This window comes from Cellulomonas sp. ES6, assembly GCF_030053835.1.
In the GTDB taxonomy this organism is placed as follows: Bacteria; Actinomycetota; Actinomycetes; order Actinomycetales; family Cellulomonadaceae; genus Cellulomonas.
In genome coordinates, this window is the sequence record NZ_CP125655.1 from 350,104 (window position 1) to 375,218 (window position 25,115).

The following is a 25,115-nucleotide window of genomic DNA, read 5'->3' on the forward strand; positions in this document are numbered from 1 at the left end:
CCCAGGCGGCGTCGGCCGGCGCTCAGCCCTGCTGCGGGGCCTCGCGGACGTGCTCCGCGGAGTCCTGCGCCTGGTCGCGCAGCTCCTGCGCGGCCTGCGTGCCGTGCTCCTGCACCGTGCCGACCGCGTCGGCGGCGCGCTCCTTCACGGCCTCGACGGCCTCCTGCGCCGGTGCCTGCAGGTCCTCCGCCGCCTGCTGGGCCGCCTGCTTCACCTCGGGGAGAGCGGCCTGCGCCTGGTCCTTGACCGCCTGCGCCGCCTGCTGCTCGCGACGCGAGGCCGGTAGCAGGGACGCGGCCAGCAGCCCCACGCCGAAGGCCACGAGTCCCGCCGCGAGCGGGCTGCCCTCGGCCTGCCGCGTCACCGCGTGCGGCGCGTCGCGCAGCCCGCCCGCGACGCCGCTCGTCAGGTCGCCCGCCGTCCCGCGCACGCTGTCGGCCGCGCCCCGCGCCGCGCTGCCGGCCGATCCCGCGTCGTCCTGGACGGTGCCCATGACGCGGTCGCGCACCGCCCCGACGCGGCTGCGCACCTTCTCGGCCTGACGGTGCGCGACCTGCCGCGGGTCGATCGCCTCTCCGACCGCGTCCACGTCCGCCGACAGCTCCGCCCGCGTCCGCTCGATCCGCTCGCGGATCCGCTCCGGGTCCTCACTCATGGTTCGCCTCCTCGTCGCCCTTCAGCGCGTTCGGGATCTTCTTGACGGTCTCGGCGGTGCGCGGCGCGCCCCGCACCCGGCGGAGCTCAGCGCGCCCCCGGAGCGCCAGCACCGCCGCCACCACACCCCAGACCACGGCCACGACCACCGCGGACCAGGCCTTGCCGATCGGGAGCCCCCACCACAGGGCGACCGAGAGGAACGCCAGCACGAAGTGGCCGGCCACGCCGGCCCCCGCGAGCATCCCGCTGCCGCGCCCCGCCCGCCGGGCCGACTGCCCGAGCTCCGCCTTCGCGAGCTCGACCTCCTGCCGGACGAGCTCGGAGAGGTCCTGGGTGACGGAGCCGATGAGGTCGCCCAGTGACGGGCGCTCCTGCCCGGCGCCCGGTGCGCCTCCCGCTCCCGGCTCGCCGCCGGGGGCCGGGCCCCGCGGCACGGCCCCGGGGTCCGCCGCGACCGTCGGGTCGCCCGGCCCGGTCACGGGCGGTCCTCACGCTGCACGCCCGCCAGCGGGTCGCCGCCGGCCGTGCCCGCCCCGTCGGCCGAGGGCAGGTGGCCGGGAGCCGGCGCCACCGGGGCCTCCCCGCCGCTGGCCGCCCAGGCACGCTCCTCCCCGAGGGCCGGACCCGGCTCGCGGTGCTGCGGCTCGTCCTCGCCGACCTCGAGCACCTCGGCGTTCCCGCCGGCGACGACACCGGGACCGTCCGGGCCCGCGCCCGCGGCGGACGTCGCGAGACCGCCGGCCGGCGACCCACCCGCCGACGCCGCGGACGGCGTCGACAGTCCCGTCGTCGAGCCGGGCAGGCCGCTGCCGCCCGGCCGGGACCGGGCGCCCGCGCTGCTCGGCGGCGCGTCCTTCAGCCCGCGCGCCAGCCGCCCGACGACCACGCCCGCCCCGGCCGCGAGGGCCAGGAACGTCCCGGGCCGACGCCGCGCGAACACAGCGACCTCGCCGAGCACGTCGCCCGGCTCGCGGTCGTCCAGCCACGACGCCACGGCACCGGTGCGGCCCGCCACGTCACGCACCAGGTCGCGCGCGAGGCCCCCGTCGGACGCGTCCGCCATCCGACCGAGCTCGTCGCCGAGGGTGCGCAGTCCCTGCGCGGCCCGCGCCTGCTGGTCGGCCGCCTGGGACCGGAGACCGTCACGGGCCTCCCCCAGCAGGTCACGCGCCTGCTGCGCGGCCTCGGCCGCGACGCCACCGGCCCCGTCCTTCACGTCCTGCAGCAGGTCCTGCCCCGACTCCGCGGCCTGGTGCGCGAGCCCCTGTGCCTCGTCCTTCGCGGTGCCGACCGCCGCAGCGGCGCCGCCACCCGTGTCCTGAGCGCTCATCACGTGCTCCTTCACTCGCTCTTGAGGGTGTCCTTGAGCTTCCCCGTGGCCTTCTCCATGAGGTTGGGCTGCGGGGTCGTGCCGAACAGCCGGGGGTCCGGCTGCGTGGGCGGCGGCATGGGCACGCCCGCCGGCGGCTCCGGCACGTAGGTGAACTCCCCGAGGCCGTCCGGGGTCGGGCCGGAGGCCCAGGACCCTTCGCCCGCCTGGGCGCCGTCGGAGAAGTTGATGTACTGGTACGCCACGTCCCGGTTCTCCTGCCCGAGCGGGAAGTTGCTCGGCACGGGAAGCCCCTCGAGACCCTCCTCCTGGAGCTCGCGCGCCGCGGCGATCCACTGGTTCTGGTGCATGGTGTCCCGTGCCAGCAGGAACGCGAGCAGGTCGCGGACGCCGTGGTCGTCGGTCATGTGGTAGAGCCGGGCGACCTGCACGCGGCCCTGCATCTCGGCGTTCGCGTTGGCCGTGAAGTCGGCGAGCAGGTTCCCGCTGGCGGTGACGTAGCCCGCGCTCCAGGGGTTGCCCATGCTGTCCACCGGGCGGGCGCCGGCGCCCGCCACGATGGCGTGCTGCAGGTCGGTGCCGCCGAGGACGGCCGCGACCGTGGGGTCGTCCTGCACGGCGTCCTCGGTGACGCCGACCGGCGCCTTCTCGAGCAGCTGGGCGATCATCGTGGCGAGCATCTCGACGTGGCCGAACTCCTCGGCGCCGATGCCGTAGAGCAGGTCGCGGTACTTGCCGGGCAGGTGGGTGTTCCAGGACTGGAACCCGTACTGCATCGCGACCGTGATCTCGCCGTACTGCCCGCCCAGCACCTCCTGGAGCTTGCGGGCGTACACGGCGTCCGGGCGGTCGGGCTTGGCCTGGTGCTGGAGCTCTTGGCGGTGGAAGAACATCGCGACCTCCGCGCCTCTGCGGGCGCTGGTTCGTGCGGGAGCGGTCACCGCGGTCGCGAGGGCGGGGCCGTCCGGCGTCCGCCCCCGGGGACCGGGGATGGCGCCGACGGGCTTCCTCCGCCGGTGCTGTCGGCGGACCTGCCGGCCCGCCGTGCCCGACGCTAGGTCAGCGCCCGAGGTCCCGCCACACGGCGGCGTCCCCGCAGGTCACGGCTCCGGGATCCGCAGGGAGGCCCCCACGCGGTGCGCGCGCGAGCCCGCCTGCTCGGCGACGGCGAGCACCACGACCGCCACCACGACGGCCGCGGTGGACAGGCCCGCCGCGCCGAGCAGCCAGGCCAGGGTCGCGCGCACGGTCTCCCCGCCGACGACGACCGACGCCGCCAGCAGGCCGCCGCCCGCGCCGAGCACGGCCGCCGTCGCCGCGGCCGGCAGCAGCTCGGCCACCGCCACGGCCCGCGCCCCGCGGTCGCCGAGGCCGAGCGTCCGGAGGGTGTCCAGCGCCCGCCGCCGCGCCGGGCCTCCCGCGGCGGCGGCCTGCAGCGCGGCCACGACGGTCAGCACGAGCAGCAGCGCCGCCGCGACCGCGGCCACGCCCAGCCGGGCGCGCAGCAGCACGCCGGAGGTCACGTCGGCCAGCACGTCGGCCCGCACGACGACGTCCGACCCCGGGGGCGGCGGGGTGTCGCGTACCGCATCCGCGGCGCCGGGGCCCGTGAGCCAGGCCGCGTCCGGGGACCCCGCGTCCTGCCCGGGGTCCTGCGCGGCGTCCTGCCCTGGGTCCTGCCCGGCGTCCTGTCCCGCGTCCGCCAGCGCGGCGGGGTCGACCGCCACGGTCGGCCGGCCCGCCCCGCCGGCCGCGCCCGGCGCACCCGCGGACGGCACCGGCACGTCGAGGCCCTCCAGCGTCCGGTCGGCGCCCCACAGGCCGGCCACGGTGACCGTCCCGACCACGGTGCCACCGCCCGGCCCGGCTCCGTCCGCCCGCGCGGCCGCGGCGAGCCGCTCCAGGTCCGCGGGCGGGGCGACGAGGACCCGGACGCGCTGCCGGCCCTGCTCCGTGGCGGCCGGCACGTCGTCCTCGACCCGCGCGGCGACCACCGCCGTGACACCCGGGGCCGTCGCCCAGACGGCTGCCGCCTCCGCCAGGTCCGACCCGGGCGCGGCGCGGACGGCGACGTCACCGCCGACGGAGGTCCACGACGCCACGACGGCGTCCCGCCGGGTGCCGGCGCCCACGGCGCACGCGACGACGACGAGCGCGGCGCACAGCGTCAGGCAGACCACCGCCGCCGGCGCTGCGCCCGCCTCCCGGGCGCGGGCCAGCCCGAGGACGGGGACGGCGCCGCGGGACCGCGCGACGAGCGGCCCCGCCGCGCGCAGCAGCAGCGGGACGACCCGCGCCACGACCACGGCCGCCACACCCGCGACGAGCGTCGCGGCGGTCGCGGCGAGCAGGTCCGTCCCGCCGTCGCGGTGGGCGGCCACCGCGAGCACCGCGGCGACGAGCAGAGCCCCCTCCGCCGCCAGGCGGCGACCGCCCGCCATGGCACCGCGTGCCGACGTGCCGCCGCCGGGCCCGGACGGCCCGGCCCGGCGGTGGACCAGCCGCCGACCCGCCGCGCCGGTGGCGTCGCGCGGGGGGTCACCCGCCGAACGGGCGACCAGCAGCCCGGCCACCGGGCTCGCCAGGACCGCCACCGCCGCCGGCACCAGCGCCGCCGCGCCCAGGTCCCCCGGGACGACGGCCGCGGCGAGCGCGACGCCTGCCGCAGCGCCCGCCGCCGCGACCAGCGCCGCCTCCGTGCCGAGCTCGACGAGCGTCGCGGGCAGGGCCGACCCCCGTGCGCGCCGGAGCACGAGGTCCGGCTCCCGCCGCCGCGCGAGCACACGTGCGGCGAGCACCAGCAGCGCGGACGTCCCGGCGCCCACGGCGACGCCCAGGGCGAGCGTCTGCGCCCGGGCCGCGTCGACGTCCGCACGCACCCGCCCCAGCACGTCGTCGAGGCCCGTGAACAGGCTGCTGCTGGACGCGGCCTGCCCGAGCGCGGCCGGTGCGGCCTGCACGGCCGGCAGCTCGGCGAGCAGCCGGTCCGCGCGCTGCGCCGACAGCGCGCCCGCGGTCACCGGGAGGCGTACGACGCGCTGCACGTCGCGCGGGCCGACGGCCGCCAGCCCGTCGCGCAGCGACGCGTCCGAGAGGAGGGCGGCGACCTGGGTGGTGGTGGCCGGCCCCTGCCGGGTCACCCGTGGCCGCAGCACCTCGGGGGCGTCGACCCACCGCGACGACGCGTCGGTGCCGCCCGGCCGGAACACCCCGGTGACCCGCAGCGTCAGGTCCGCCCCGTCCGCGCCGCTCAGCACCAGCGCCGACCCGGGCGCGGCGCCGAGCACCGCCGCGGTCTCCTGCGACAGGGCCACCTCGGTGTCGCCCTCCGGCGCGTGCTCCGGGGACCGGCCCGACACCCAGGCGACCTGCGTCCACGCCTGCCAGGCGAGGCGGACCGACGTCTCACCCGTGGGCCCCGGGGCGTCCCCGGGCCGCTCCCCCGCCACCTCCTGGAGGCGCAGCGCCCGCGACACCTCGGTGGTGAGCGGGTCACCGAGCACGGGACCGAACGTGGTCAGCGCGGCGGTGCGCACCGTGGCGGCGACGTCCGCGGCGGTCCCGGCGGGCTCGCGGTCCAGGCCGCCGTCGGCCCCCTCGTAGCCGACCGGACCGCTGAGGACCAGGTCGGCGTCCCGTCCCGCGTCCGCCACCGCGGTGCGGACCGCCTCGTCCTCGACCCGCGCGACCACCCGCGGCGCCGCCGCGGCCAGGGCGGTGCCCGCCGCGACGAGCAGCGCGAGCAGGACCAGCGGCCCGGCCTGGGCCAGGGACCGTCGCGGGAGGGTGTGCAGGTCCGTGCCCGCCGCCCGGCGACGCCCGGGGCCGCGGGACCACGTCCGCAGGGCGCCGGTGCGTGCGCGGTGCCGGGCCGTCACGCCGCGTCCCCGACCCGCAGGTGCGAGGCCGTGGCCCGCCGGACCAGCGCGCGCACCACGGGCAGCGTCACCACCGTCGCCCCGACGACGAGCGCGGCGAGTACGGGGCCCTGCACCGCCCACGGCCACACCACGACCGGGGGCGGCACGGGCGCCCCGCCGGACGCGGTGACGGTCAGGGCGGGAGCGAGCAGCCACGCCGTGGCCGCCCCGACCGCCGCCCCGGCCGCGACGCCCAGCACGTCCAGGACGGCGTGCTGGGCGGTGTGCGTGGCGGCGACCGCTCTCGGCGCCGCGCCGAGGGCGAGCAGGCGGGCGACCTCCGGTCCCCGGTCGTCGGCGGAGCCCGCGGCGTGCAGCACCGCGCCCACGAGGGCGAGCAGCACCGCGGCGCCGACGAGGAGGGCGAGCGCGGCGCCCACCGCAGCCTGCTGCGGCCCGTCGCGGAGCGCCGCCGCGGCCTCGGCGCGCACCGTCACGTCGGCGCCCTCGTCCCGCAGGGCGGCGGCGGCGCCGGGCGCGGCCCCGTCGACCCACCAGCCGTCCACCAGCGTCTCCGTCTCCGCCTGCGCGAGGGCGGCCCGGGACAGCGCGTCGAGGTCCGCCAGCACGGCGGGACCCTCCGGGGCGCCCGGCAGGTACGGCGCCACGCCGACGACCCGGGCGGGCACCGGCGTCCGGCCGACCAGCACCTCCAGCAGGTCACCCGCCCGCAGCGACGAGCCCGACGCGAGGTCCTCGCTCACGAGCACCGGCAGCGCACCGGGCCGCGGGAACCCGCTCAGCACCAGGTCGGCGGGGCCCGCCGCGACGAGGTCGAGCGTCGCCCCCGCCCGCAGGCCCTCCCGGTCGACGGTCACGGACGACGTCGGCAGCGCGAGCGCGGAGGCCGTGGTCGGGGCCGCGCCCCAGGCGGCCCCGACCCCGCCGCCCGTCGCGGGGGCGTCCCACCCCAGGTGCACCCGGACCTGCGCCGGCGCCGCGCCCAACTCCGGGAGCGGCGCGTCGGCCCGCAGGTGCAGCAGCACGGCGGCCAGGGCACCAGCACCGGAGGGCAGGGCCGACGACGCGCGCCCCGGTGCCGCCGTGGGGACCAGCTCGTGGGCGCGGCCGTCGAGCGGCACCTCCTCGGTGGCCACCGCGGTGCGCACGCCCTGCCCGTCCTGCAGCACCAGCGTCACGGCGGCCGTGACCGGCACCACGCCGTCGGCGGTGCCCTCCAGCCGGAGCCCGACGGTCCCGCCCGCCTCCCCGAGCGCCAGGGTCGGCGCGGGGCTCCCCGGCGGGAGGTCGGCGGTCAGGTCGCGCCAGCGCGCCCCGTCCGGCAACCGGCCGCGCAGCGGGGCGTCGCGCGCCACGGCCAGCAGGCGGGTGGGCGCCTCGCCCGACCCGGCGCCCACCAGGGTCCCGAGCGCGGTGACGCGGTCCACGGCCGGCAGGGCCGCCACCCCGCCGGCGGCACGCACGGCCTCCTCCTGCTCCGCCGGCGTCCCGGTGAGGCCGGACGCGACCAGCTCGGCGGGGACCCGGACCTCGGCCTGCTCCCCCTGGGAGCGTTCCGCCGTGGCCCACCACGACGTCCCGAAGGTGCCGCCCGCCGCCGCCAGCACCAGCAGCAGCACCGCCGCGGCCGGGCGCGGCCGGCGGGCCACGTCCAGCGCCGCGAGCGGCAGCACGAACCGGCGCGACCGCCGGGCCGACCGCTCCGCGCCGCGGGCCAGGAGCGGCACCGCGCGCAGCGCGAGCACCGACAGCGCCACGAGGCACAGGACCGGTGCGAGCGTGCGGAGCGCGTCCGACGTGCCGCCGCGCAGCCGCAGCACGACCACGGCGGCCAGCGCGACCAGCAGCAGGTCGGCGCCCGTGCGCGCGAACCGGCGCACGCCCTCGGCCGGGTGCGACGCCGCGGCGCCCGCGGCCGGCGCGCACAGCGCGAGCAGCAGCGCGAGCGCCCCCGCGGCGACGGTGCCGAGGAGGACGCCCGGGGGCGCCCCGACGGGTGGCAGCACCGGCACCACGGCCGCGCCGACCGCGTACAGGCCGAGCGACGCCGGGACCGCGAGCACGGCCGCGACCAGCACCACCACGCCCGCCTCGGCCGTCGCCGCCCGCAGCAGCCACGCCCGGCCCGCGCCGCGGTCCGCCAGCAGCGCGCGCTCGCCCGCCCGGCGCGCGGCGAGCAGCCGGCCGGCGAGCAGCAGCGCGGCGACGGCGAGCACACCGCACAGCAGGCCCGCGACGGCCGCCGCGGCCCCGGTGACGCCGTGCTGCGTGACGGCCGCCCGCAGCACCGCCGGGAGGCTGGTCCGGACCACGACGCGGTTCGCGGTCTCGCCGAGCCCGTCCGCCAGCTCGGTGCGCACCCCGGCGACCCGCCCGGCGACGCGGCTCAGCGTGCCGGCGCCGGCGCCGGCCGCGTGCGGCTGCACCGCCACCGCGACCGGTCCGGTGCCGGCCTCCCCGAGGACCCCGGCTGCCGCCCCCGGGGCGACGACCAGCGGCCCGTAGGCGGGCGACGTGCGGCGGTCCTGCGTCCCGGGGCGCCCGTGGTCCGGGTCGGCGCCCGCACCGGCGAGCAGGTCGCGGGTCCACGGCGTCGCGTCACCGCCGGCACCCCGTGGCGCGTAGACGCCCGACACCCGGACGGCGAGCGCGGCGTCCGGCGCGGAGTCCGCGGACGGCCCGAGGCGGAGCACGTCGCCGACCGCCAGGCCGAGCGCCCCCGCCGCCGCGCGGGGCACGGCGACCGGCACCGGGCCGTCCGCGCCGCCCTCCCTGCCGCCCGGCCACGTGCCCTCGACCAGGCGGGCGACGTCCTCGACCCCGGGAGCGTCCGCGAGGTACGCGAACGCCGGCCCGTCGGGGGGCGGCCCGTCGGACGCCGGCACCCCCTCGAGGGCCAGCAGCGGCGTCTCCGACCACACGGAGGAGTCCGCGGCCAGCGGCTCGAGCGCCCCCTCGAGCAGCGCCACCGTCCGGGCGGCCACGGCGGCGGCGTCCTCCCCGGGTGCCGGGTCGACCCGCGCCTGCACGGCCGTGGCGCCGGGCGGCGCGCCGGCGAGCGCGGCGTCCAGGGCGCCCGACCGGCCGGGCCCGAGCAGCAGGGCGCACGTGCCGAGCACGGTCAGCGCGACGAGGGCCGTCGCGGTCACCGCGAGCAGCAGGCCGGCCTGCGCCCGGGCACGGCGCAGCAGCAGCGCGACCGTCATGCCGGGGCCAGGCGGCCGTCGACCAGCCGCACCGCCCGGTCCGCCAGCCCGATCATCACCGGGTCGTGCGTGGACACCAGCGCCGCCATGCCCTCGGCCTCCACGACGGCACGGATCAGGGCCATGACCGCCAGCCCGGTCTCGCTGTCGAGCTGCCCGGTCGGCTCGTCGGCGATGAGCAGCCGCGGCGACCCGGCGAGCGCCCGGGCCAGCGCGACCCGCTGCTGCTGGCCGCCCGAGAGCTCGTCGGGGCGCAGGGCGGCGTGGCCCTCGAGCCCGACCAGCCGCAGCAGCAGCTCCACCCGGCGCTCGCGGTCCGCCACGGGCAGCGCCCGCAGGCGCAGGGGCACGGCGACGTTCTCCGCGGCGCTGAGCACCGGGACCAGCCCGAAGGTCTGGAACACGAACGCCACGACGTCCCGCCGCAGCCGCACCTGGCCCGCGCGGTCCAGCGTGGACAGGTCGGTGCCGTCCACGTGGACGGAGCCGGCGTCCGGCCGGTCGAGGCCGCCGACGAGGTTCAGCAGCGTCGTCTTGCCGGACCCCGACCGCCCGACCAGGGCCACGAGCTCCCCGGGGGCCATGTCCAGGTCGACGCCGCGCAGGGCGTGGACCGCGGCGTGGCCGGTGCCGTACGTGCGCCGGACGTCGCGCACGCGCACGAGCGGTGCCGTCATGCGCCACCCTGCCGGGGGCGGTCGGGGCGGACCGACACGTGGTCGGCCTCGAGCGCCAGCCGGACCCGTCGGGTCAGGTCCAGCGCCTCCCGGTACTCCCGGGGCACCTGCACGCGGCCGGCCCGGTCCATCACCGCGTACTCCTCGGCGACGTCGCCCTGCTCCGCGTCGCGTCGGCGCAGCACCTCGCTGCTGGTGCGGCCGTCGCGGATGGCGACGGTGCGCTCGACCTGGCCGCTGACCCCGGGGTCGTGCGTGACGACGACGACCGCCGCGCCGGCGTCGGACCGCGCGGCGCGCAGCACCTCCAGCACCTCCTGGCCGGTCGCGGTGTCGAGCTCGCCCGTCGGCTCGTCGGCGAGCAGCAGGCGCGGGCCGTTCGCCAGCGCGACCGCGATCGCCACGCGCTGCTGCTCGCCGCCCGACAGCTCGGCCGGACGCCGGTCGGCCGCGGACCGCAGCCCGACCAGGCCGAGCAGCTCGTCCGCGCGCCCGCGCGCCACGGGCCGCCGCCTGCCGGCGAGCGTGAGCGGCAGCATGACGTTCTGCCGCGCGGTCAGGTACGGGACGAGGTTCCGTGACGTCTGCTGCCGCACCGACCCGACGACGGTGCGGCGGTACGCGACGCGGTCCGCCCGCGACAGCGCTCCCAGGTCCCACCGCCCGACGCGCACCCGCCCGGCGGTGGGCACGTCGGCGGCCGACAGGATGCGCAGCAGCGTCGACTTGCCGGAGCCCGACGCGCCCACGACGGCGACCATCTCCCCCGCGTGGACCAGCAGGTCCAGGCCCTGCAGCGCCTGCACCTCGACGCCCCCGGTGCGGAACACGCGCACCACCGCGTCGCAGACCACGAGCGCGTCGCGCCCGAACTCCGCGGGCGCGCTCAGACGCGCACCGAGCTCCTCCACGACGCTGCGCTGCACGGGTGCCCCTCCTCGGACGCGACCCTGGATGCTAGCGCCGCCCGCGCCGTGTCGCGCAGGTGCCGTCACCCGGTCGGACCGGGCCGGGACTCGTGCCCCGGGCGGCCGTGCGTGCGGTTGCGCTCCTTGAGCTGGGACTCGTGGACGTGCCGGCGGCCCGCGACGAGCTCGTCCCGGACGCGGCGCTCGGCGTCGGCGAACGCCCGGTGGTAGCCGTCGTCGAAGTCCTCCACCACCTGGAACGTCCAACGCCCCGCGAGCACGTTGCGACCGACCACCTCGGCGCGCACCTCCTCGGCGAGGTCGGCGTGACCCGCCGCCTCGAGCCGGTCCAGCGCCTCGGCCAGCTCCGCGTCCGCGCGCCCGATCAGCCGGTGGAACGCGTAGAGCATCCCGCGGGCGTGCTCGACGACCTCGAACGCGGCGGTCACTCCCCCGACCGCCTCGACCACCGCCTCGGGGACGCCGTCGGGCGGCAGGTGCGCGGCGTCGGGGCGGTCGGCGGCGGGGGCGTCGGGCTCGGCCATGCGCCCATCGTCGGCCGGGGCGCCGGGCCGTGCGACCCGGACCGCGCTCGTGTCGGTGGTCGGGTCGAGCATGGGCCCGTGTCCAGCCGTCCGGCCCGCCCCGCGCCCGGCGGAGCGCCGGGGCCACCCGTCGCGCCGCCGGCGGAGCCCGCGCCGCCGCGACGCGCCACGATCCTGCACGCCGACCTCGACGCGTTCTACGCCTCGGTGGAGCAGCGCGACGACCCGCGGCTGCGGGGACGGCCCGTCGCGGTGGGCGGCGGCGTGGTGCTGGCCGCCTCCTACGAGGCGAAGCGTCGCGGGGTCCGCACCGCCATGAGCGCGCGGCAGGCGAGGTCCCTGTGCCCGGGGCTCGTCGTCGTCCGGCCGCGGTTCGACGCCTACTCCGCCGCGAGCCGCGCGGTGTTCGCGATCTTCGAGGACACGACGCCCGCCGTGCAGGGCGTCTCGATCGACGAGGCGTTCCTCGACGTGCACGGCCTGCACCGGATCGACGCCCCGCCCCTCGCGCTCGCCGCGCGGGTCCGCGCCCGGGTGGCCCACGAGGTCGGCCTGCCGATCACCGTGGGGGTCGCGCGCACGCCGTTCCTCGCGAAGGTCGCGAGCCGCGTCGCCAAGCCGGACGGCCTGCTGCTGGTCGACCCGGCCGCCGAGGCGGCGTTCCTGCACCCGCTGCCGGTCGAGCTGCTGTGGGGCGTCGGCGAGGTGACGGCCGACCGGCTGCGGGCGTACGGGCTGCGGACCGCCGGCGACGTCGCCGCGCTCCCGCGGGAGGTGCTCGTGGCCGCGCTCGGCCCGGCGCGCGGGCGCCACCTGCACGCCGTCGTGCACGGCGGCACGCCCGAGCGGCTCGAGACCGGCCGGCGCCGCGGCTCCGTCGGGGCGCAGCGGGCGCTCGGTCCCGGCCCGCACGCCCCCGACGACGTGCGCGCGGCGCTGCTCGGGCTGGTCGACCGGGTGTGCCGTCGCCTGCGCGCGGGGCACCGCCTCGCGCGGACCGTCGTGCTGCGGCTGCGGTTCGCGGACTACGGCACCGCGACCCGGTCGCGCTCGTTCGCCCACGCGACGTCCTCGGGCGCCGACCTCGCGGCCGCGGCCACCGCGCTGCTCGCGGACGCGGCCGGGCTGGTGCGGGAGCGGGGGCTCACCCTGGTCGGGGTGGCGCTCACGGGCCTCGAGCCGGACGACCACTGGCAGCCGACGCTCGACCTGGACGGCAGCGACCCGCGCGGGCTGGACGCCGCGGTGGACGCGGTGGCGCGCCGGTTCGGGGCGTCGGCGGTGGTGCGCGGCGCGCTCGTGCACCGCGGCACCGGGCTCGAGGTGCCGACGCTGCCCGACACCGGGGACTGAGCCCGGGGCCGGGTCGACGTCGGCCCCCCGGTGTCGCCGGAGGGCCGTCCCGCGTACCGTCGAGCGAGACCGCTCTCCCGGGTCGGGGACGTGCCCGGGGAGAACCGTGCCAGGGCAGGAGCGCGGAACCATGACCCACCCGACCGCCGTCGAGCACGCCCTCGCCGTGGGGACACCCGTCCGCTGCGGCGCCTACCGTCTGGACCTGACCACCGGCGCGTGGTGGTGGTCGGACCAGGTCTACGCCATCCACGGGTTCGCCCCGCACGAGGTCGTGCCGACGACCGAGCTGCTGCTCGCCCACAAGCACCCGGGCGACCGGGACCGCGTGGCCTGCACCCTCGACCCGGGGACCGGCCCCGGCGAGCCGTTCTCGTGCGTCCACCGCATCTGCGACGCGTCCGGGCACGAACGGCTGGTCGGCGTCGTCGGGGAGACCCAGGGCGGGCCGGACGGGGCCGCGGTCGCCGTGGGCGGCTACGTGACCGAGCTGACGGGCGTCGTCGACGACCACGCCCAGGCCGCCGCCACGGCGTCGATCGCCGCGGCGGCGCAGAGCAGGGCGGTCATCGACCAGGCGTGCGGCGCGGTCGCACTCGCCGGGCGCACAGACCCGCGGACCGCGTTCGACCGGCTGCGGGTGGCGTCGAACGACGCGAACGTGCCCGTGCGGACGCTCGCCACCGCCATCGTCACCTCGCTGCCCGAGCTCGGCGGCGAGCCCGGGCGGCTCGTGGGGTTCCTCGACGCCCTGCTCGCGCCCACGCACCGCGCCGCCTGACGCCCCGGGGAGCGGGCGCCGCCCCGCCGGGGGACGATGGGCACCCGCCGCCGCGACGAGGAGCCCCATGCGCCAGCACGACGTGCCCCCGCGGGCCGGGCGCGCCGACGGGCGGCCGCCGGAGCCCGTCCCGCCCTCCAGCACGCCGTCCGTCCCGCCCTCCGCCGCGCCGTCCGCCACACGGCGCGCGACCGCGCTGCTCCGGGCGTGCCACCCCGCGCCGGCGGCGGCGGTCACGCTCTTCGCCGGGGCGTTCGCCGCCGGGGCCGCCGACGCGGGCCCGGGCCGGGCGCTGCTCGTCGCCGCCGCCGTGCTCGCGGGCCAGCTCTCCGTCGGGTGGTCGAACGACTGGATCGACGCGGCGCGGGACCGCGCGGTCGGGCGGGTGGGCAAGCCGGTGGTGTCCGGCGACGTCTCCCCCGCCGGGCTGCGCACCGCCGCGCTCGCGGCCGCCGCCGCGTGCGTGCTCCTGTCGGCCGCCCTCGGTGCCGTGCCGGGCGCGCTGCACGTCGGGCTCGTCGCCGTCGCCTGGGGGTACAACGCCGGTCTGAAGTCGACCGCGTGGTCGTGGGTGCCGTACGCCGTCGCGTTCGGCGGGCTGCCGTCGGTCGCGACGCTGGCCGTGGCGGACCCCGCACCGGCGCCGTGGTGGGTGACCGCGGGAGCGGCGGGGCTCGGCGTCGGCGCCCACCTCGCCAACGTGCTGCCCGACCTCGAGGACGACGCGGCGACCGGCGTGCACGGGCTGCCGCACCGGCTCGGGCGCCGCCGGACCGCGACCGGCGCCGCCGCGGTGCTGCTGGCGGCTGCGGCCGTGGTCGTCCTGGCCTCCCCCGGCGCGCCCGGGGCAGGCGGGCTCCTGGCGCTCGCCGCCACCGCCGCGCTCGCGACGTCCGCCGCGGTGGTCGCGCTGCGCAGCCCGGCCAGCCGGTGGCCGTTCCGCGCGGCGATGCTCACCGCGGCAGTCGTCGTCGTGCTCCTGGTCGCGACCGGCTGACCGGCGCCGGGGCCGCCGGCGCCCCGCCCCGCCACCGGTCGCGAGCGCCCCTGCACGGGGGGAGGATCGCGCCATGTCCCGGATCCTCGCCGTCAGCCCGGCCCTCCCGCCGCACGCGTACCGCCAGGCCGAGATCACGGCGGAGATCGGCGGCCTGCTCACCCGGGACCCCGGGCGCCGGGCGCTGCTCGACCGGGTCCAGGGATCGGCGGGGGTCGACACCCGGCACCTCGTGCTGCCGCTCGAGAAGTACGCCGGGCTCGGGTCGTTCGGGGAGGCGAACGACCTGTTCCTGCGCGAGGGGGCCGAACTGGCCGCCGGCGCCGTGCTCGACGCCCTGCGGACGGCCGGGCTGCGGCCCGCGGACGTCGACCACCTGCTGTTCACGACCGTCACCGGCGTCTCCGCGCCGTCGCTCGACGCGCTGCTGGTGGAGCGGCTCGGGCTGCGACCGGACGTGCGGCGCTCGCCGTCCTTCGGGCTCGGCTGCGCGGGCGGAGCCGCGGGGCTCGCGCTCGCCCACGACCGGCTGACGGCCCACCCCGGCGACGTCGCCGTGCTGCTGTCCGTCGAGCTCTGCTCGCTGACGTTCCAGCAGGACGACGACTCGACGGCGAACCTCGTGGCCACCGGGCTGTTCGGCGACGGTGCCGCGGCCGCGGTCCTGGTGGGCGAGGAGCGTGCGGCGCTCGACGGCGTGGACGGTCCCCAGGTGGTCGGGCCGCGGAGCGTGCTGTACCCCGGCACCGCCGGGGACCTCGGCTGGCGCGTCGGCGAGCAGGGCCTGCGCATCGTGCTGTCGGGGGGCATGGCCGACACCGTCTCCGCGCACGTCTCGCAGGACGTCGACGCCCTGCTCGCGCCGCTCGGGGCGACCACCGCGGACGTCGCCCGCTGGGTCGTCCACCCGGGCGGCCCGCGCATCCTCGACGCCGTCGAGGACGCGCTCGGGCTGCCGCCCGAGGCGCTCGCCGTCAGCCGCGCGACGATGGCCCGCACGGGCAACCTGTCCTCCGCGGCCGTGCTGCACGTCCTGGCGGCGACTCCCCCGCCGGACGACGGCGGCCTCGGCGTGGTGCTGGCCTTCGGGCCGGGCGTCGGGGCGGAGCTGGTCGCGCTGCGCTGGGGGGCCGCGGCATGAGCTCGCTGGTGTGGTTCGACGTCCTCGTGGCGCTCACCGCGCTCGAGCGGCTCGCCGAGCTCGTCGTCTCGGCGCGCAACGCCCGCTGGTCCGTCGCCCGCGGGGGCGTCGAGTCGGGCCTCGGCCACTTCCCGGCGATGGTGGCGCTGCACACCGGGCTCCTCCTCGCGTGCGTGCTCGAGGCGCACCTCGCGGACCGCCCGTTCCTGCCGTGGCTCGGCTGGCCGGCGTTCGCGCTGGTCGTCGCCAGCCAGGCGCTGCGGTGGTGGTGCATCGCGACCCTCGGGCCGCGCTGGAACACGCGCGTGATCGTCGTGCCGGGGCTGCCGCTCGTCGCCGGCGGGCCGTACCGCTGGCTGCGCCACCCCAACTACGTCGCGGTGGTCGTGGAGGGCGTCGCGCTGCCGCTCGTCCACACGGCCTGGGTGACGGCGGTGGCGTTCACCGTGCTCAACGCGGTCCTGCTGCTGGGGTTCCGCATCCCCGCCGAGGAGCGGGCGCTCCGCCTGGCCGGCGAGCGCACGTGACCCCCGACGCCGACGTCCTCGTCGTGGGCGGCGGGCCGGTCGGGCTCGCCGCCGCGGTCGAGGCGCGGCTCGCCGGCCTGACCGCGCTGGTCGTCGAGCCGCGCCGCCCGCCCGTCGACAAGGCGTGCGGCGAGGGCCTCATGCCGCAGGCGGTCGGCGCCCTCGACCGGCTGGGGGTGCGGCCGCCGGGGCACCCGCTCGCGGGCATCGCGTACGTGCGGGACGCGCTGCGGGCCGAGCACCGGTTCGCGGGCGACCCGGGGCGCGGCGTGCGGCGGACGGTGCTGCACGGCGAGCTCGACCGGCGCGCGACCGAGCTCGCCGTGGCGCGGCACCCCGCGAAGGTGGTCGACGTGGAGCAGGACCGTGCGGGCGTCACGGCGCGCTGCACCGACGGGCGCGAGGTCCGGGGCCGCTGGCTGCTGGGCTGCGACGGCCTGCACTCCGCGGTGCGCCGGCTCACCGGCCTCGAGGCCCCGCCGCCCCGGCGCCGGGTGCGGCGGTTCGGCGTCCGGCGCCACTACCGCGTGACGCCCTGGACCGATCTCGTCGAGGTCCACTGGGGCCGCCGGACCGAGGCGTACGTCACGCCCGTCGGGCCGGACCTGGTCGGGGTCGCGCTGCTCGGACCGTCCCCCATCGACGTCGACGACGAGCTCGCGGCGATGCCCCGGCTCGCCGAGCACCTCGAGGGGGCCCCGGTGGAGGCCGCGGACCGGGGGGCGGGGCCGCTGCGCCAGCGCACCCGGGCGCGCGCGTGCGACCGGGTGCTGCTGGTCGGCGACGCATCGGGCTACGTCGACGCGCTCACCGGCGAGGGCCTGCGCCTGGGGTTCGCCCAGGCCCGCGCCGCGATCACGCACCTCGACGACCCGGACGGCTACGAGCGGGCGTGGTCGGCCGCGACGCGCGACTACCGCCTGCTCACGTCCGCGCTCGTGGCCGCGGCGACGTCCCCGCTGCGCGGGGCGCTCGTGCCCGCTGCGGTCCGGCTGCCCCCGGTGTTCGCCGCCGCGGTCGAGCGGCTCGCGCGCTGAGGGACCGCGCCGGGCGGGCGCGGGCAGGGGCGGGCACACCCCCGCCCCGCCGCGCGGTGCGACGGAGGCGCAGTGGCGCAGCGGCGCAGCGGCGCACTGGCACAGCGGCGTGGTCAGCGCCGTGCGGTCGCCCGCATCCGCCACAGGAGCCACAGGAAGTACGGCGTGCCGACGACGGCCGTGACCAGGCCCGCCGGGAGCTGCGCCGGGGCGATCGCCGTCCGGCCCACCGTGTCGGCGACGCACACCAGCGTGGCGCCGAGGACGACCGTCATCGGCACCAGCCACCGGTGCCTGCGGCCGATCACCATCCGCGCCGCGTGCGGGGCGACCAGGCCCACGAACGCCACCGGGCCCATCGCCGCCGTGGCCGCGGCCGTCAGCAGCACGGCCACCGCGACGTGCAGACGGCGCGACCGCGGCAGGTCCACGCCCAGCACCCGCGGGGTGACCTCGTCCACCTGCACGAGGTCCAGGTCGCGGTGCGTGCGGGCCACGACCAGCCCCGCGGCGGCGAGAGCCACGACGAGCGGCACGATCTGCGGCAGGCCCGCGCCGAACGTGGACCCCCCGAGCCACGTGATCGCGCGGTTCTGGTTCCACGGGTCGGTACGGACCAGCAGCAGGGTCGTCACCGCGCTGGCGGCCGCACCGGTCCCGAGGCCGACGAGCACCAGGCGACCCGACGCCATGCCGCTGCCCGCGGTCGCGCCGAACACCAGCAGGCCGGCCAGCACCGCGCCGAGCACCGCCCCCGCGAACACCGCGGCGAAGGCGGGGCCGGGCACGGCGACGATCACGGCCACGGCACCGAGCCCGGCGGCGTGCGCGATGCCGAGCACGCCGGGGTCGGCGAGCGGGTTGCGGGTGACGGCCTGCACGAGCAGACCGGCCAGCGCCAGGCACGCACCGGCGAGCAGCGCGACCGCCACCCGGGGCACCCGCGAGTCCAGGACGATGTCGAGCCGCACCGACGCCCGGCCCGCGAGCCAGTTCTGCACGTCGCCCAGCAGCACCGTGGAGTCACCCAGCAGGACGCCCGCCACCACGGCGGCGACCGCCAGCAGGACGGCGGCGCCGAGCAGGAGCGCGGGCGCCCGCCGCGCCAGCGCGCTGCCCGAGCGCAGGGTGACGAGCGTGTCCGGCTCGAGGGCGGCGCGCGCCCGGCGGGCGAGGAGCACCAGCGCGACCGCGCCGATGAGGCTCGTGACCACACCGGTCGGCACCGTCACGCCGCTGACCGGCCCGAAGAGCTGCCGCAGCGCCACGTCCGCCGTCAGCACCAGGGCCGTGCCGGCGACCGCGGCGGCCGGGATCAGCACCCGGTGGCGCGTCAGCGGGCGCACCCACGTGGCCAGCAGGCGCACGAGCAGCGGCGCGCACAGGCCGACGAACCCGATGGGTCCGGTCACGGCCACCGCGCAGGTCGCGAGCAGCACCGCGAGCACGACACCGACCAGCCGCGTCCGCGCGACGTCGACCCCGAGCGACCGCGCCGCGTCGTCGCCGAGCTGCAGCAGGTCCAGGCGCCGCCCCAGGACGAGCAGGCCGACCAGGGCCGCGGCCGCGACCGGCGCGATGCTGCGGACGGTGCCCATGCCGTTCTGCCCGAGCGAGCCCGCTCCCCAGGCGAACAGCCCCTGCGTCTCCCACGGGAACAGCACCAGCAGGGCCTGCGTCACCGACGCGAGCCCCAGCGTGATGGCCGACCCCGCGAGCACCAGGCGCACCGGCGAGGCCGCCGGGCCGCCGGAGAGCCCGATCACGACCCCGGCCGCGGCCAGACCGCCCGCGAACGCCACCGCGACACCCGGCAGGGCGCCCAGCGAGGCGCCCGCCACCGCCGCGACCGTCACCGCGAGGTGCGCTCCGGCGTTCACCGCGAGCGTGTCCGGTGCCGCGAGCGGGTTGCGCGCGATGCCCTGCAGCGCGGCGCCGGAGGCCCCCAGCGCGCAGCCGACCAGCACACCGGCCGCGAGCCGGGGCAGCCGCGACGCCGTGACCACCGCCGCGGCCTGGTCCAGGTCGCCCTGGCCCGTCAGCGCGCGCCACAGCTCGCCCACGGTGACGTCGGCCGTCCCCTGGGTCAGGTGCCACGCGGCGGCCACGACGAGCCAGGCCACGAGCAGGCCGAGAGCGACGCCGGTGCGGACCGGCTGACGCGGCGCGGCACCGCCGGGCCGGGCGGCGCCGTCCCCGCCCGGCAGCGGAGAGGGGACGGCGCCGCGCCGGGTGCCGGCGCGAGGTGGCGAGGTGGTCACGGCGCGGGCGTCACTCGGCGGTGAGCTGCGCGACGAGGTCGTCCGACCAGCCGGCCAGCGACTCGGGACCGCCGTAGGCCCAGATCCCGACGCCCGCGCGGTGCACGTGGTCCTGCTGGACGAACGGCAGCGACTGCCACACGGGGTTGTCGGCGAGCGTGGTCGCGACCACGTCGTCCTCGTCGTCGTTGCCCCAGTACAGGAAGCGGGTGTCCTCCGGCAGCGCCGTCAGCCCCTCGACGTCCACGTACGACAGGCCGTACGCGTCGTCGCCCGGGTCCTCCCAGGCGGCCGCCAGGCCCATCTCGTCCGCCACGGCCTGGAACGCCGTGCGCGGGCCGTGCATGCGGATGGTCACGTTCGCGCCCTCGGCGTACGGCGAGGCGAACACCACGGGCGTGCCCTCCAGGCCGGCGTCCGCGATCGCGGACGCGTTCTCGTCGATGGTCGCCTGCGAGGCCGCCATGACGTCGTCCGCGGCGTCGTCCTGGCCGACGAGCGTCGCGATGCTCCGGAACGTCTGCTCGACGTAGCCGAGCGGGTCGGAGGCGTCGGCCCCGTCGAACAGGGCCACCGGGGCGATGCGCTCCATCTGCTCCATGGCCCCCTCGGGGATCGAGGAGGTCACGCCGACGATGAGGTCGGGCTCGAGCCCGGCGATCGCCTCGACCGACGGCTCGCCGCGGGTGCCGACGTCCTCGGGCTCGCCCTGCAGCGGCACGACGGTGCCGACCCAGGAGGTGTACCCGGCGACGTCTGCCGCGCCGACCGGCGTGACGCCGAGCGACGTCAGCATCTCGGTCTGCATCCACTCCAGGGACACGACGCGGGTCGCGGGGGCGTCGAGCTCGACGGTCTCACCGCGGTCGTCGGTGATGGACACCGGGCCGGAGGCGGCCGAGGTGCTCGGTGCGTCGGAGGCGGGCTCGTCGGTGGTGCCGCAGGCCGCCAGCAGGGCCAGCGCCCCCACGGCGACCAGCGCCGTGAGCGTGCGTCGGGTGGTCATCGTTCCTCGTGTCTGCGCGGGTGGGATGGGCGCCCGCGCGTCGCGCCCCGGTGAGGCCGCGCCGGTGGCGCGGCGGTGGTCGTGGTGGTCGTGGTGGTCGAGGCCCCGGCGAGGCGTGGCCGTCGTGGGCCGGCCGCGGCTCCCGCCGGCCGTGGCCGCCCGGGAGGAGCGGCGCTGCCCCGGACCGGCCGCGGGGCCTGCGCCGCGTCGCGCGGTCGGTCGCGCGCGCGGCGGCGGCCCGTCAGGCCGGGACCGCGGTGGGCGCCCGGTCGGTGGCCGCGGGCGCCAGGCGCCGGAGCTGCAGCCGTGGGGTGTGGACGGCGACGTGGCCCGTGCCGGGGTCGGTGCGGACCTCCACGTCGATCTCGTACACGTCGCTGAGCAGGCGCGACGTCAGCGCCCGGTCCGGTGCCCCGTCCGCGACGACCCGGCCGGCGTGCAGCACGAGCACGCGGTCCGCGACCGCCGCGGCCTGCTCCAGGTCGTGCAGCACCACCCCGACGGCGACGTCGTGCACGTCGGCGAGCGAGCGCACCAGCTCCAGCACCTCCACCTGGTAGCGCAGGTCGAGGTGGTTCGTCGGCTCGTCCAGCAGCAGCACGCCGGTGTCCTGCGCGAGCGCGGACGCGAACCAGACCCGCTGCACCTGGCCCCCGGAGAGCGCGTCGACGTCGGCGTCCGCGAGGTCGGCGATCCCCGCGAGCACCAGCGCCCGGTCCACGGCCTCCCGGCCCGCGGGGTCGGTCCCCCGCCAGCCGCTGCGGTGCGGGTGCCGGCCGAACTCGACCGCGTCGCGCACGGTGATGCCGGCCGGCGTCGGCCGGGACTGCGCCAGCAGCGTGACCCGCCGGGCGAAGTCGCGCGCCGAGAGCGCACCGGCGTCGGCGTCGTCCAGGGTGACGCGCCCCGCGGACAGCCGCTGCAGCCGCGCCATGCCCCGCAGGAGCGTCGACTTGCCGGAGCCGTTCGGCCCCACGAGCGCGGTGACCTGCCCCCGGGAGAGCGTCACGCTCGCCCCGGTGACGACGGGGTCGCCGCCGTAGCCGATGCTGACGTCGGCGGCGGACATCGCGGTGGCGGTCTCGAGCACGCTGCCGACCTTAGCCAAGCCTTACCTCATCAGGCAATCACCGGCGCTCAGCCCGCGAGATGGCCCCAGCGTCCCGCGAGCTCCTGCCACGGCCCGACGGCGGCCACCGCTCCCTCCTCCAGGACCACGACCCGGTCGGCCCGCGCGAGCGCGGACCTCTTGGCCGAGGCGCCCACCACGGTGGTCCCCCGGGCGCGGAGCGACTGCCAGAGCTCGATCTCGGTCGCGGCGTCGAGCGCGCTCGACACGTCGTCCGCGAGCAGCAGCTCGGACCGGGTCGCCAGCGCCCGCGCGAGTGCGAGCCGCTGCACCTGGCCGCCCGACAGGCGCACCCCGCGGTGACCCACGAGGGCGTCCGGTCCGCCGGCGTCCGCGACGTCGTCGCCGAGGCGGGCGTCCTCGACGGGCCCCGCCACGTCCCGGTCCGCGTGGTCGAGCCGCACGTTGTCCGCGAACGTGCCGGACAGCACGCGGGGCACCTGCGCCACGTGGGCGACCCGACCGGGCCGGAGGAACTCCTCCGGGTCGTCCACCTCCGTGCCGTTCCACGCCATGCGGCCGGTGTGCGTCATGAGCCCGGCGAGCGCCGACAGCAGGCTCGACTTGCCCGACCCGACGCGACCGAGCAGGAGCACCAGCTCGCCGCGCCGCACGGTCAGGTCCACCCCCGCGACGCCGACGGTCCCGTCGTCGTGCACCGCGGACAGCCCGCGCAGCTCCAGGTGCTCGAGGCGGTCGCGCCCGTCGGCCCGCGGCGCCGGCGCCGCACCCTCGGGCAGGTGGACGCCCGGGGGGACGGCGCACAGGTCGGCGCCGCCGGCGAACTCGGCGGTGGCCCGCTGCCAGGCGCGGGTGCCGGGCGCCTCGGTGACGACCGCTCCGGCGACGACGCCGAACCAGTTGAAGCCGGCGACCGCACCGGCGACCAGCAGGGTCGACGCGAGGTCCCACACGCCCCCGAGCAGCGCGGCCCAGGCCACGACCACGCCGGCCTGCACGGCGACGATCGGCACGCCGTCCAGCACCGCCTGCACCCGGTGCTCGCGCACCGCCGCCTCCACCCGGCCCGAGTCCACCCGCCGCAGGTGGGCGTGGACGTCCGGCGTCCGCGCCGCGAGCTTCACCGTGCGCGCGGCGTCCAGCGCCGAGACCAGCGCCCGCCCGAACGTGGCGCGGGCCGCCGCCGAGCGGGTGGCGGACCGGCCCGCCGCCCGGCGTCCCGCGAGGGCGCAGGCGGCGCCGACGACGAGCACGCCCAGCAGGACCGCTCCCGCCAGCAGGGACCACGACAGCACGGCGGTGACGGCGACCAGCACCAGGCCGTTGGCGAGGTCGACCCACCGGTCCGCGTACCGCGCGAACCGGTCGGCGTCGAGCGCCCGCGCGACGACCTCCCCGGGTGGCGTGCGACGCAGCCGGTGCTGCTGCGTCTGGCCGACCAGGACGGCCATGCGGACGCGCAGCAGCACCTCCACCCACCAGCGCGGGTAGAGCCGGAACGCCAGCGCACCGCACGGCGCGACCAGCAGCAGGAGGACGACGAGCACCGCGACGAGCGCCACCGGCGCCTCGCCCGCGCGCAGCCCCTCGACCGTGCGGCCCCACAGGAACCCCGTGACGGCGCCCTGGGCCGCCACCAGGCTCGCGGCCAGGAACAGCAGGCCGCCGCCGATGCCCCAGCGCGGCGTGACGCGCAGCGCGTGGGCGATGCCGCGGGCCAGGCTCAGGCCGGGACCGGGCTCGCGCAGCTCCGGGGGCGGGCCGGAGCGGCGGCGGACGCCGACCGACCCCGTACCGTCCGCCTCGCCGTCCGGGACGACCTCGCCCGTCACCTCGGCGTCCGTCACCTCGTCGCCGGTCACCTCGACACCCGGCACCTCGACACCCAGTGCCTGCTCGTGCTCGGTCCCGTCGCTGCACGACGCGGTCAGCAGCGTCCGGAACGGCCCCTCCGCCGCCGCGAGCACGGCGCGCGGTCCCTGCTGGACGACCCGGCCGTGGTCCAGCACGACCACCTGGTCGGCCCGGTCCACCGTGCCCAGGCGGTGCGCGACGAGCACGCCCGTGCGCCCCCCGAGCAGCCGGTCCGCGGCCGCCACGACCCGGGCCTCGGTGAGCGGGTCCATCCGCGCGGTCGCCTCGTCGAGCACGACCACCTGCACGTCGCGGACGAGCAGGCGCGCGAACACGACCAGCTGCTCCTCGCCGGCCGACAGGGTGGTGCCGCCGGGTCCGAGCAGCGTGTCCAGCCCGTCGGGGAGGCCGGCCACCCACTCCTCGAGGCGCAGCTCGCGGACGGCCGCCTCGACCTGGGCCCGCGGCACGTCGGCGAACAGCGCGACGTTCTCGGCCAGCGTGCCGGCGAGGATCTCGGTGCGCTGCGTGACGACGCCGACCGCCGCCCGCAGCTGCTGCAGGTCCAGGTCGCGCACGTCGACACCGCCGAGCAGGACGGTGCCGCGCGGCGGCTCGACCGCGCGGGACAGCAGGGCGGCGAGCGTGGTCTTGCCCGAGCCGGTGCGCCCGACCAGGGCGACCGTCTGCCCAGCGGGGACGCGCAGCGAGACGTCCCGCAGCGCGAACGCACCCTCCTCGTAGGCGAAGTGGAGGTCGCGCAGCTCCAGCCCGACGGGCCCGGACGGCACCGGGAGCCCGCCCTCCGGCTCCGGCGGGGACTCGAGCAGCTCCCGGATGCGGATCGCCGCGCCGATGCCCTCCTGGAGGTCCGGCAGGTTGCGCGCCAGCTGGTCGAACTGCCCGACGAACGACGCGGTGACGAGGAACAGCGTGACCAGCTCGGCCACGGACAGCCGGCCGCCGGCGGCCAGCGCGACGCCCGCCACGGCGACCGCCCCGAGCAGGGCGTGCAGCAGCATCCCGGCGCGGGCCGTCATGAGCGTCTCGACGGCGAGCACCCGGTCGAGCGTGCGGTGCACGAGCGCCGAGGACTCCGCGAGCCGCCGCACCGCGAACGCCTGCCCGTGGCTCGTGCGCAGGTCGTCGCGCGCCGCCACGGCCTCCTCGAAGGCCGCCGCGTTGTCGGTCCAGGCGCGCTCCTCGACGACCTTGCGGCGCGCGATCTCGCCCAGGGACGGCCGGACGACGAGCACCGTCAGGGCCCCGAGCAGCGGGAAGAGCACCCACGCGGGCCACCAGGTCACGCCCGCGACCACCCAGAGCGGGACGCAGCCGACGACGGTGCGGCCCATGCCCCAGACCTGCCGCCGCACCAGGGCGCCGACCGCGTGCGTGTCGTCGTCGACCCGGTCCAGCACCTCACCCACGGCCTGCTCGGTGAGCGTCGCGAGCGGCTGGTGCAGCGCCGCGCTGAGCAGGTCGCCGCGCAGCCGGCCCTCGGCCCGGTCCACGACCCCGGCCCACACGACCTGCCCGACCGAGTCGACGAGCGCCGCCCCCACCAGGCAGAGCGCGAGCAGCGCGAGCCCGGTGCCCGTCGGGTCCTCCGCCAGGCGCCCCGCGACCACGGCGCCGAGCGCGGACCCGACCGCGCCGACGGTCAGCGCGGTGAGCGCGAACGCCGCGGCCCGGCCGCCGAGGCGGCGCACGTCGAGGCGGCGGGCCCGGTCGTCGGGACGGCGGGGCGCGTCCGGTGTCGGCGGAGCGGTGGCGGTGGTGGCGGTGCTGGTCATCGTCCGACGACCCTAGGCACCGGGTCCGACACTCCCCCACACTTTTCCACCGGCGGGCGGCCGCGCCG

General features: G+C 79.1%; 19 protein-coding genes. 6 read left to right on the forward strand and 13 right to left on the reverse strand.

The features are described 5' to 3' along the window. Positions 1-22: 22 nt before the first annotated feature. From P9841_RS01745 to P9841_RS01785, 9 genes are all read right to left on the reverse strand, one after another. Positions 23-655, reverse strand: a complete 633-nt coding sequence (locus P9841_RS01745) for a DUF3618 domain-containing protein (protein WP_283320409.1) — start codon at positions 653-655, stop codon at positions 23-25. Then, the gene (locus P9841_RS01750) at positions 648-1,136 is read right to left on the reverse strand and encodes a phage holin family protein (RefSeq protein WP_502848245.1); all 489 of its coding nucleotides are present in this window, start codon (positions 1,134-1,136) and stop codon (positions 648-650) included. The genes P9841_RS01745 and P9841_RS01750 overlap by 8 nt, the downstream gene beginning before the upstream one ends. Further along, positions 1,133-1,987: a hypothetical protein gene (locus P9841_RS01755; protein WP_283320410.1), complete on the reverse strand. Its 855-nt coding sequence runs from the start codon at positions 1,985-1,987 to the stop codon at positions 1,133-1,135. The genes P9841_RS01750 and P9841_RS01755 overlap by 4 nt, the downstream gene beginning before the upstream one ends. A gap of 11 nt (positions 1,988-1,998) precedes the next feature. Next, the gene (locus tag P9841_RS01760; RefSeq protein ID WP_283320411.1) at positions 1,999-2,880 is read right to left on the reverse strand and encodes a manganese catalase; all 882 of its coding nucleotides are present in this window, start codon (positions 2,878-2,880) and stop codon (positions 1,999-2,001) included. Between the two features lie 207 nt (positions 2,881-3,087). Further along, positions 3,088-5,865, reverse strand: a complete 2,778-nt coding sequence (locus P9841_RS01765; RefSeq protein ID WP_283320412.1) for a hypothetical protein — start codon at positions 5,863-5,865, stop codon at positions 3,088-3,090. Continuing rightward, positions 5,862-9,074: a hypothetical protein gene (locus P9841_RS01770; protein ID WP_283320413.1), complete on the reverse strand. Its 3,213-nt coding sequence runs from the start codon at positions 9,072-9,074 to the stop codon at positions 5,862-5,864. The genes P9841_RS01765 and P9841_RS01770 overlap by 4 nt, the downstream gene beginning before the upstream one ends. Next, positions 9,071-9,751 (reverse strand): ABC transporter ATP-binding protein, encoded by a 681-nt coding sequence (locus P9841_RS01775; protein ID WP_283320414.1) that lies wholly within the window; start codon positions 9,749-9,751, stop codon positions 9,071-9,073. The genes P9841_RS01770 and P9841_RS01775 overlap by 4 nt, the downstream gene beginning before the upstream one ends. Beyond that, positions 9,748-10,677: an ABC transporter ATP-binding protein gene (locus P9841_RS01780; RefSeq protein WP_283320415.1), complete on the reverse strand. Its 930-nt coding sequence runs from the start codon at positions 10,675-10,677 to the stop codon at positions 9,748-9,750. Before P9841_RS01780 ends, P9841_RS01775 begins: the two co-directional genes overlap by 4 nt. A 65-nt stretch (positions 10,678-10,742) precedes the next feature. Beyond that, entirely contained in the window at positions 10,743-11,204 is a 462-nt protein-coding gene (locus P9841_RS01785; RefSeq protein WP_283320416.1) for a hypothetical protein, read from the reverse strand. 171 nt (positions 11,205-11,375) lie between these two features. Here P9841_RS01785 and dinB point away from each other — a divergent pair, with 171 nt between their 5' ends. From dinB to P9841_RS01815, 6 genes are all read left to right on the forward strand, one after another. After that, the gene (dinB, locus tag P9841_RS01790) at positions 11,376-12,557 is read left to right on the forward strand and encodes a DNA polymerase IV (protein WP_283321824.1); all 1,182 of its coding nucleotides are present in this window, start codon (positions 11,376-11,378) and stop codon (positions 12,555-12,557) included. A gap of 130 nt (positions 12,558-12,687) precedes the next feature. Beyond that, on the forward strand, positions 12,688-13,338 hold the full coding sequence (locus tag P9841_RS01795; RefSeq protein ID WP_283320417.1) for a PAS and ANTAR domain-containing protein: 651 nt from the start codon (positions 12,688-12,690) through the stop codon (positions 13,336-13,338). A gap of 67 nt (positions 13,339-13,405) precedes the next feature. Next, positions 13,406-14,335 (forward strand): UbiA family prenyltransferase, encoded by a 930-nt coding sequence (locus P9841_RS01800; protein ID WP_283320418.1) that lies wholly within the window; start codon positions 13,406-13,408, stop codon positions 14,333-14,335. A gap of 73 nt (positions 14,336-14,408) precedes the next feature. After that, entirely contained in the window at positions 14,409-15,476 is a 1,068-nt protein-coding gene (locus tag P9841_RS01805; protein ID WP_283320419.1) for a type III polyketide synthase, read from the forward strand. After that, positions 15,473-16,003 carry an isoprenylcysteine carboxyl methyltransferase family protein gene (locus tag P9841_RS01810; protein WP_283320420.1) on the forward strand — a complete coding sequence of 177 codons (531 nt, stop codon included), beginning with the start codon at positions 15,473-15,475 and terminating at the stop codon, positions 16,001-16,003. Before P9841_RS01805 ends, P9841_RS01810 begins: the two co-directional genes overlap by 4 nt. Next, a complete protein-coding gene (locus tag P9841_RS01815) occupies positions 16,000-17,040 on the forward strand; it encodes an NAD(P)/FAD-dependent oxidoreductase (RefSeq protein WP_283320421.1) in 1,041 nt (346 codons plus the stop codon). Before P9841_RS01810 ends, P9841_RS01815 begins: the two co-directional genes overlap by 4 nt. A gap of 113 nt (positions 17,041-17,153) precedes the next feature. Here P9841_RS01815 and P9841_RS01820 read toward each other — a convergent pair whose 3' ends face one another. The 4 genes from P9841_RS01820 to P9841_RS01835 form a co-directional block, all read right to left on the reverse strand. Then, a complete protein-coding gene (locus P9841_RS01820; RefSeq protein ID WP_283320422.1) occupies positions 17,154-19,301 on the reverse strand; it encodes an iron ABC transporter permease in 2,148 nt (715 codons plus the stop codon). Positions 19,302-19,311: 10 nt separating this feature from the next. Beyond that, on the reverse strand, positions 19,312-20,307 hold the full coding sequence (locus P9841_RS01825) for an ABC transporter substrate-binding protein (RefSeq protein WP_283320423.1): 996 nt from the start codon (positions 20,305-20,307) through the stop codon (positions 19,312-19,314). Positions 20,308-20,548: 241 nt separating this feature from the next. Beyond that, entirely contained in the window at positions 20,549-21,376 is an 828-nt protein-coding gene (locus tag P9841_RS01830) for an ABC transporter ATP-binding protein (RefSeq protein WP_283321825.1), read from the reverse strand. Positions 21,377-21,444: 68 nt separating this feature from the next. After that, positions 21,445-25,047, reverse strand: a complete 3,603-nt coding sequence (locus P9841_RS01835; RefSeq protein WP_283320424.1) for an ATP-binding cassette domain-containing protein — start codon at positions 25,045-25,047, stop codon at positions 21,445-21,447. Between the last annotated feature and the right edge of the window lie 68 nt (positions 25,048-25,115).

Excerpts from the sequence above, each read along its gene's own strand:
- P9841_RS01810 (WP_283320420.1), top strand. The coding sequence starts at position 15,473 with ATGAGCTCGCTGGTGTGGTTCGACGTCCTCGTGGCGCTCACCGCGCTC.
- P9841_RS01830 (WP_283321825.1), bottom strand. The coding sequence starts at position 21,376 with ATGTCCGCCGCCGACGTCAGCATCGGCTACGGCGGCGACCCCGTCGTC.
- P9841_RS01755 (WP_283320410.1), bottom strand. The coding sequence starts at position 1,987 with ATGAGCGCTCAGGACACGGGTGGCGGCGCCGCTGCGGCGGTCGGCACC.
- P9841_RS01835 (WP_283320424.1), bottom strand. The coding sequence starts at position 25,047 with ATGACCAGCACCGCCACCACCGCCACCGCTCCGCCGACACCGGACGCG.
- P9841_RS01805 (WP_283320419.1), top strand. The coding sequence starts at position 14,409 with ATGTCCCGGATCCTCGCCGTCAGCCCGGCCCTCCCGCCGCACGCGTAC.
- P9841_RS01775 (WP_283320414.1), bottom strand. The coding sequence starts at position 9,751 with ATGACGGCACCGCTCGTGCGCGTGCGCGACGTCCGGCGCACGTACGGC.
- P9841_RS01770 (WP_283320413.1), bottom strand. The coding sequence starts at position 9,074 with ATGACGGTCGCGCTGCTGCTGCGCCGTGCCCGGGCGCAGGCCGGCCTG.
- P9841_RS01745 (WP_283320409.1), bottom strand. The coding sequence starts at position 655 with ATGAGTGAGGACCCGGAGCGGATCCGCGAGCGGATCGAGCGGACGCGG.
- P9841_RS01825 (WP_283320423.1), bottom strand. The coding sequence starts at position 20,307 with ATGACCACCCGACGCACGCTCACGGCGCTGGTCGCCGTGGGGGCGCTG.
- P9841_RS01760 (WP_283320411.1), bottom strand. The coding sequence starts at position 2,880 with ATGTTCTTCCACCGCCAAGAGCTCCAGCACCAGGCCAAGCCCGACCGC.
- P9841_RS01785 (WP_283320416.1), bottom strand. The coding sequence starts at position 11,204 with ATGGCCGAGCCCGACGCCCCCGCCGCCGACCGCCCCGACGCCGCGCAC.
- P9841_RS01795 (WP_283320417.1), top strand. The coding sequence starts at position 12,688 with ATGACCCACCCGACCGCCGTCGAGCACGCCCTCGCCGTGGGGACACCC.
- P9841_RS01800 (WP_283320418.1), top strand. The coding sequence starts at position 13,406 with ATGCGCCAGCACGACGTGCCCCCGCGGGCCGGGCGCGCCGACGGGCGG.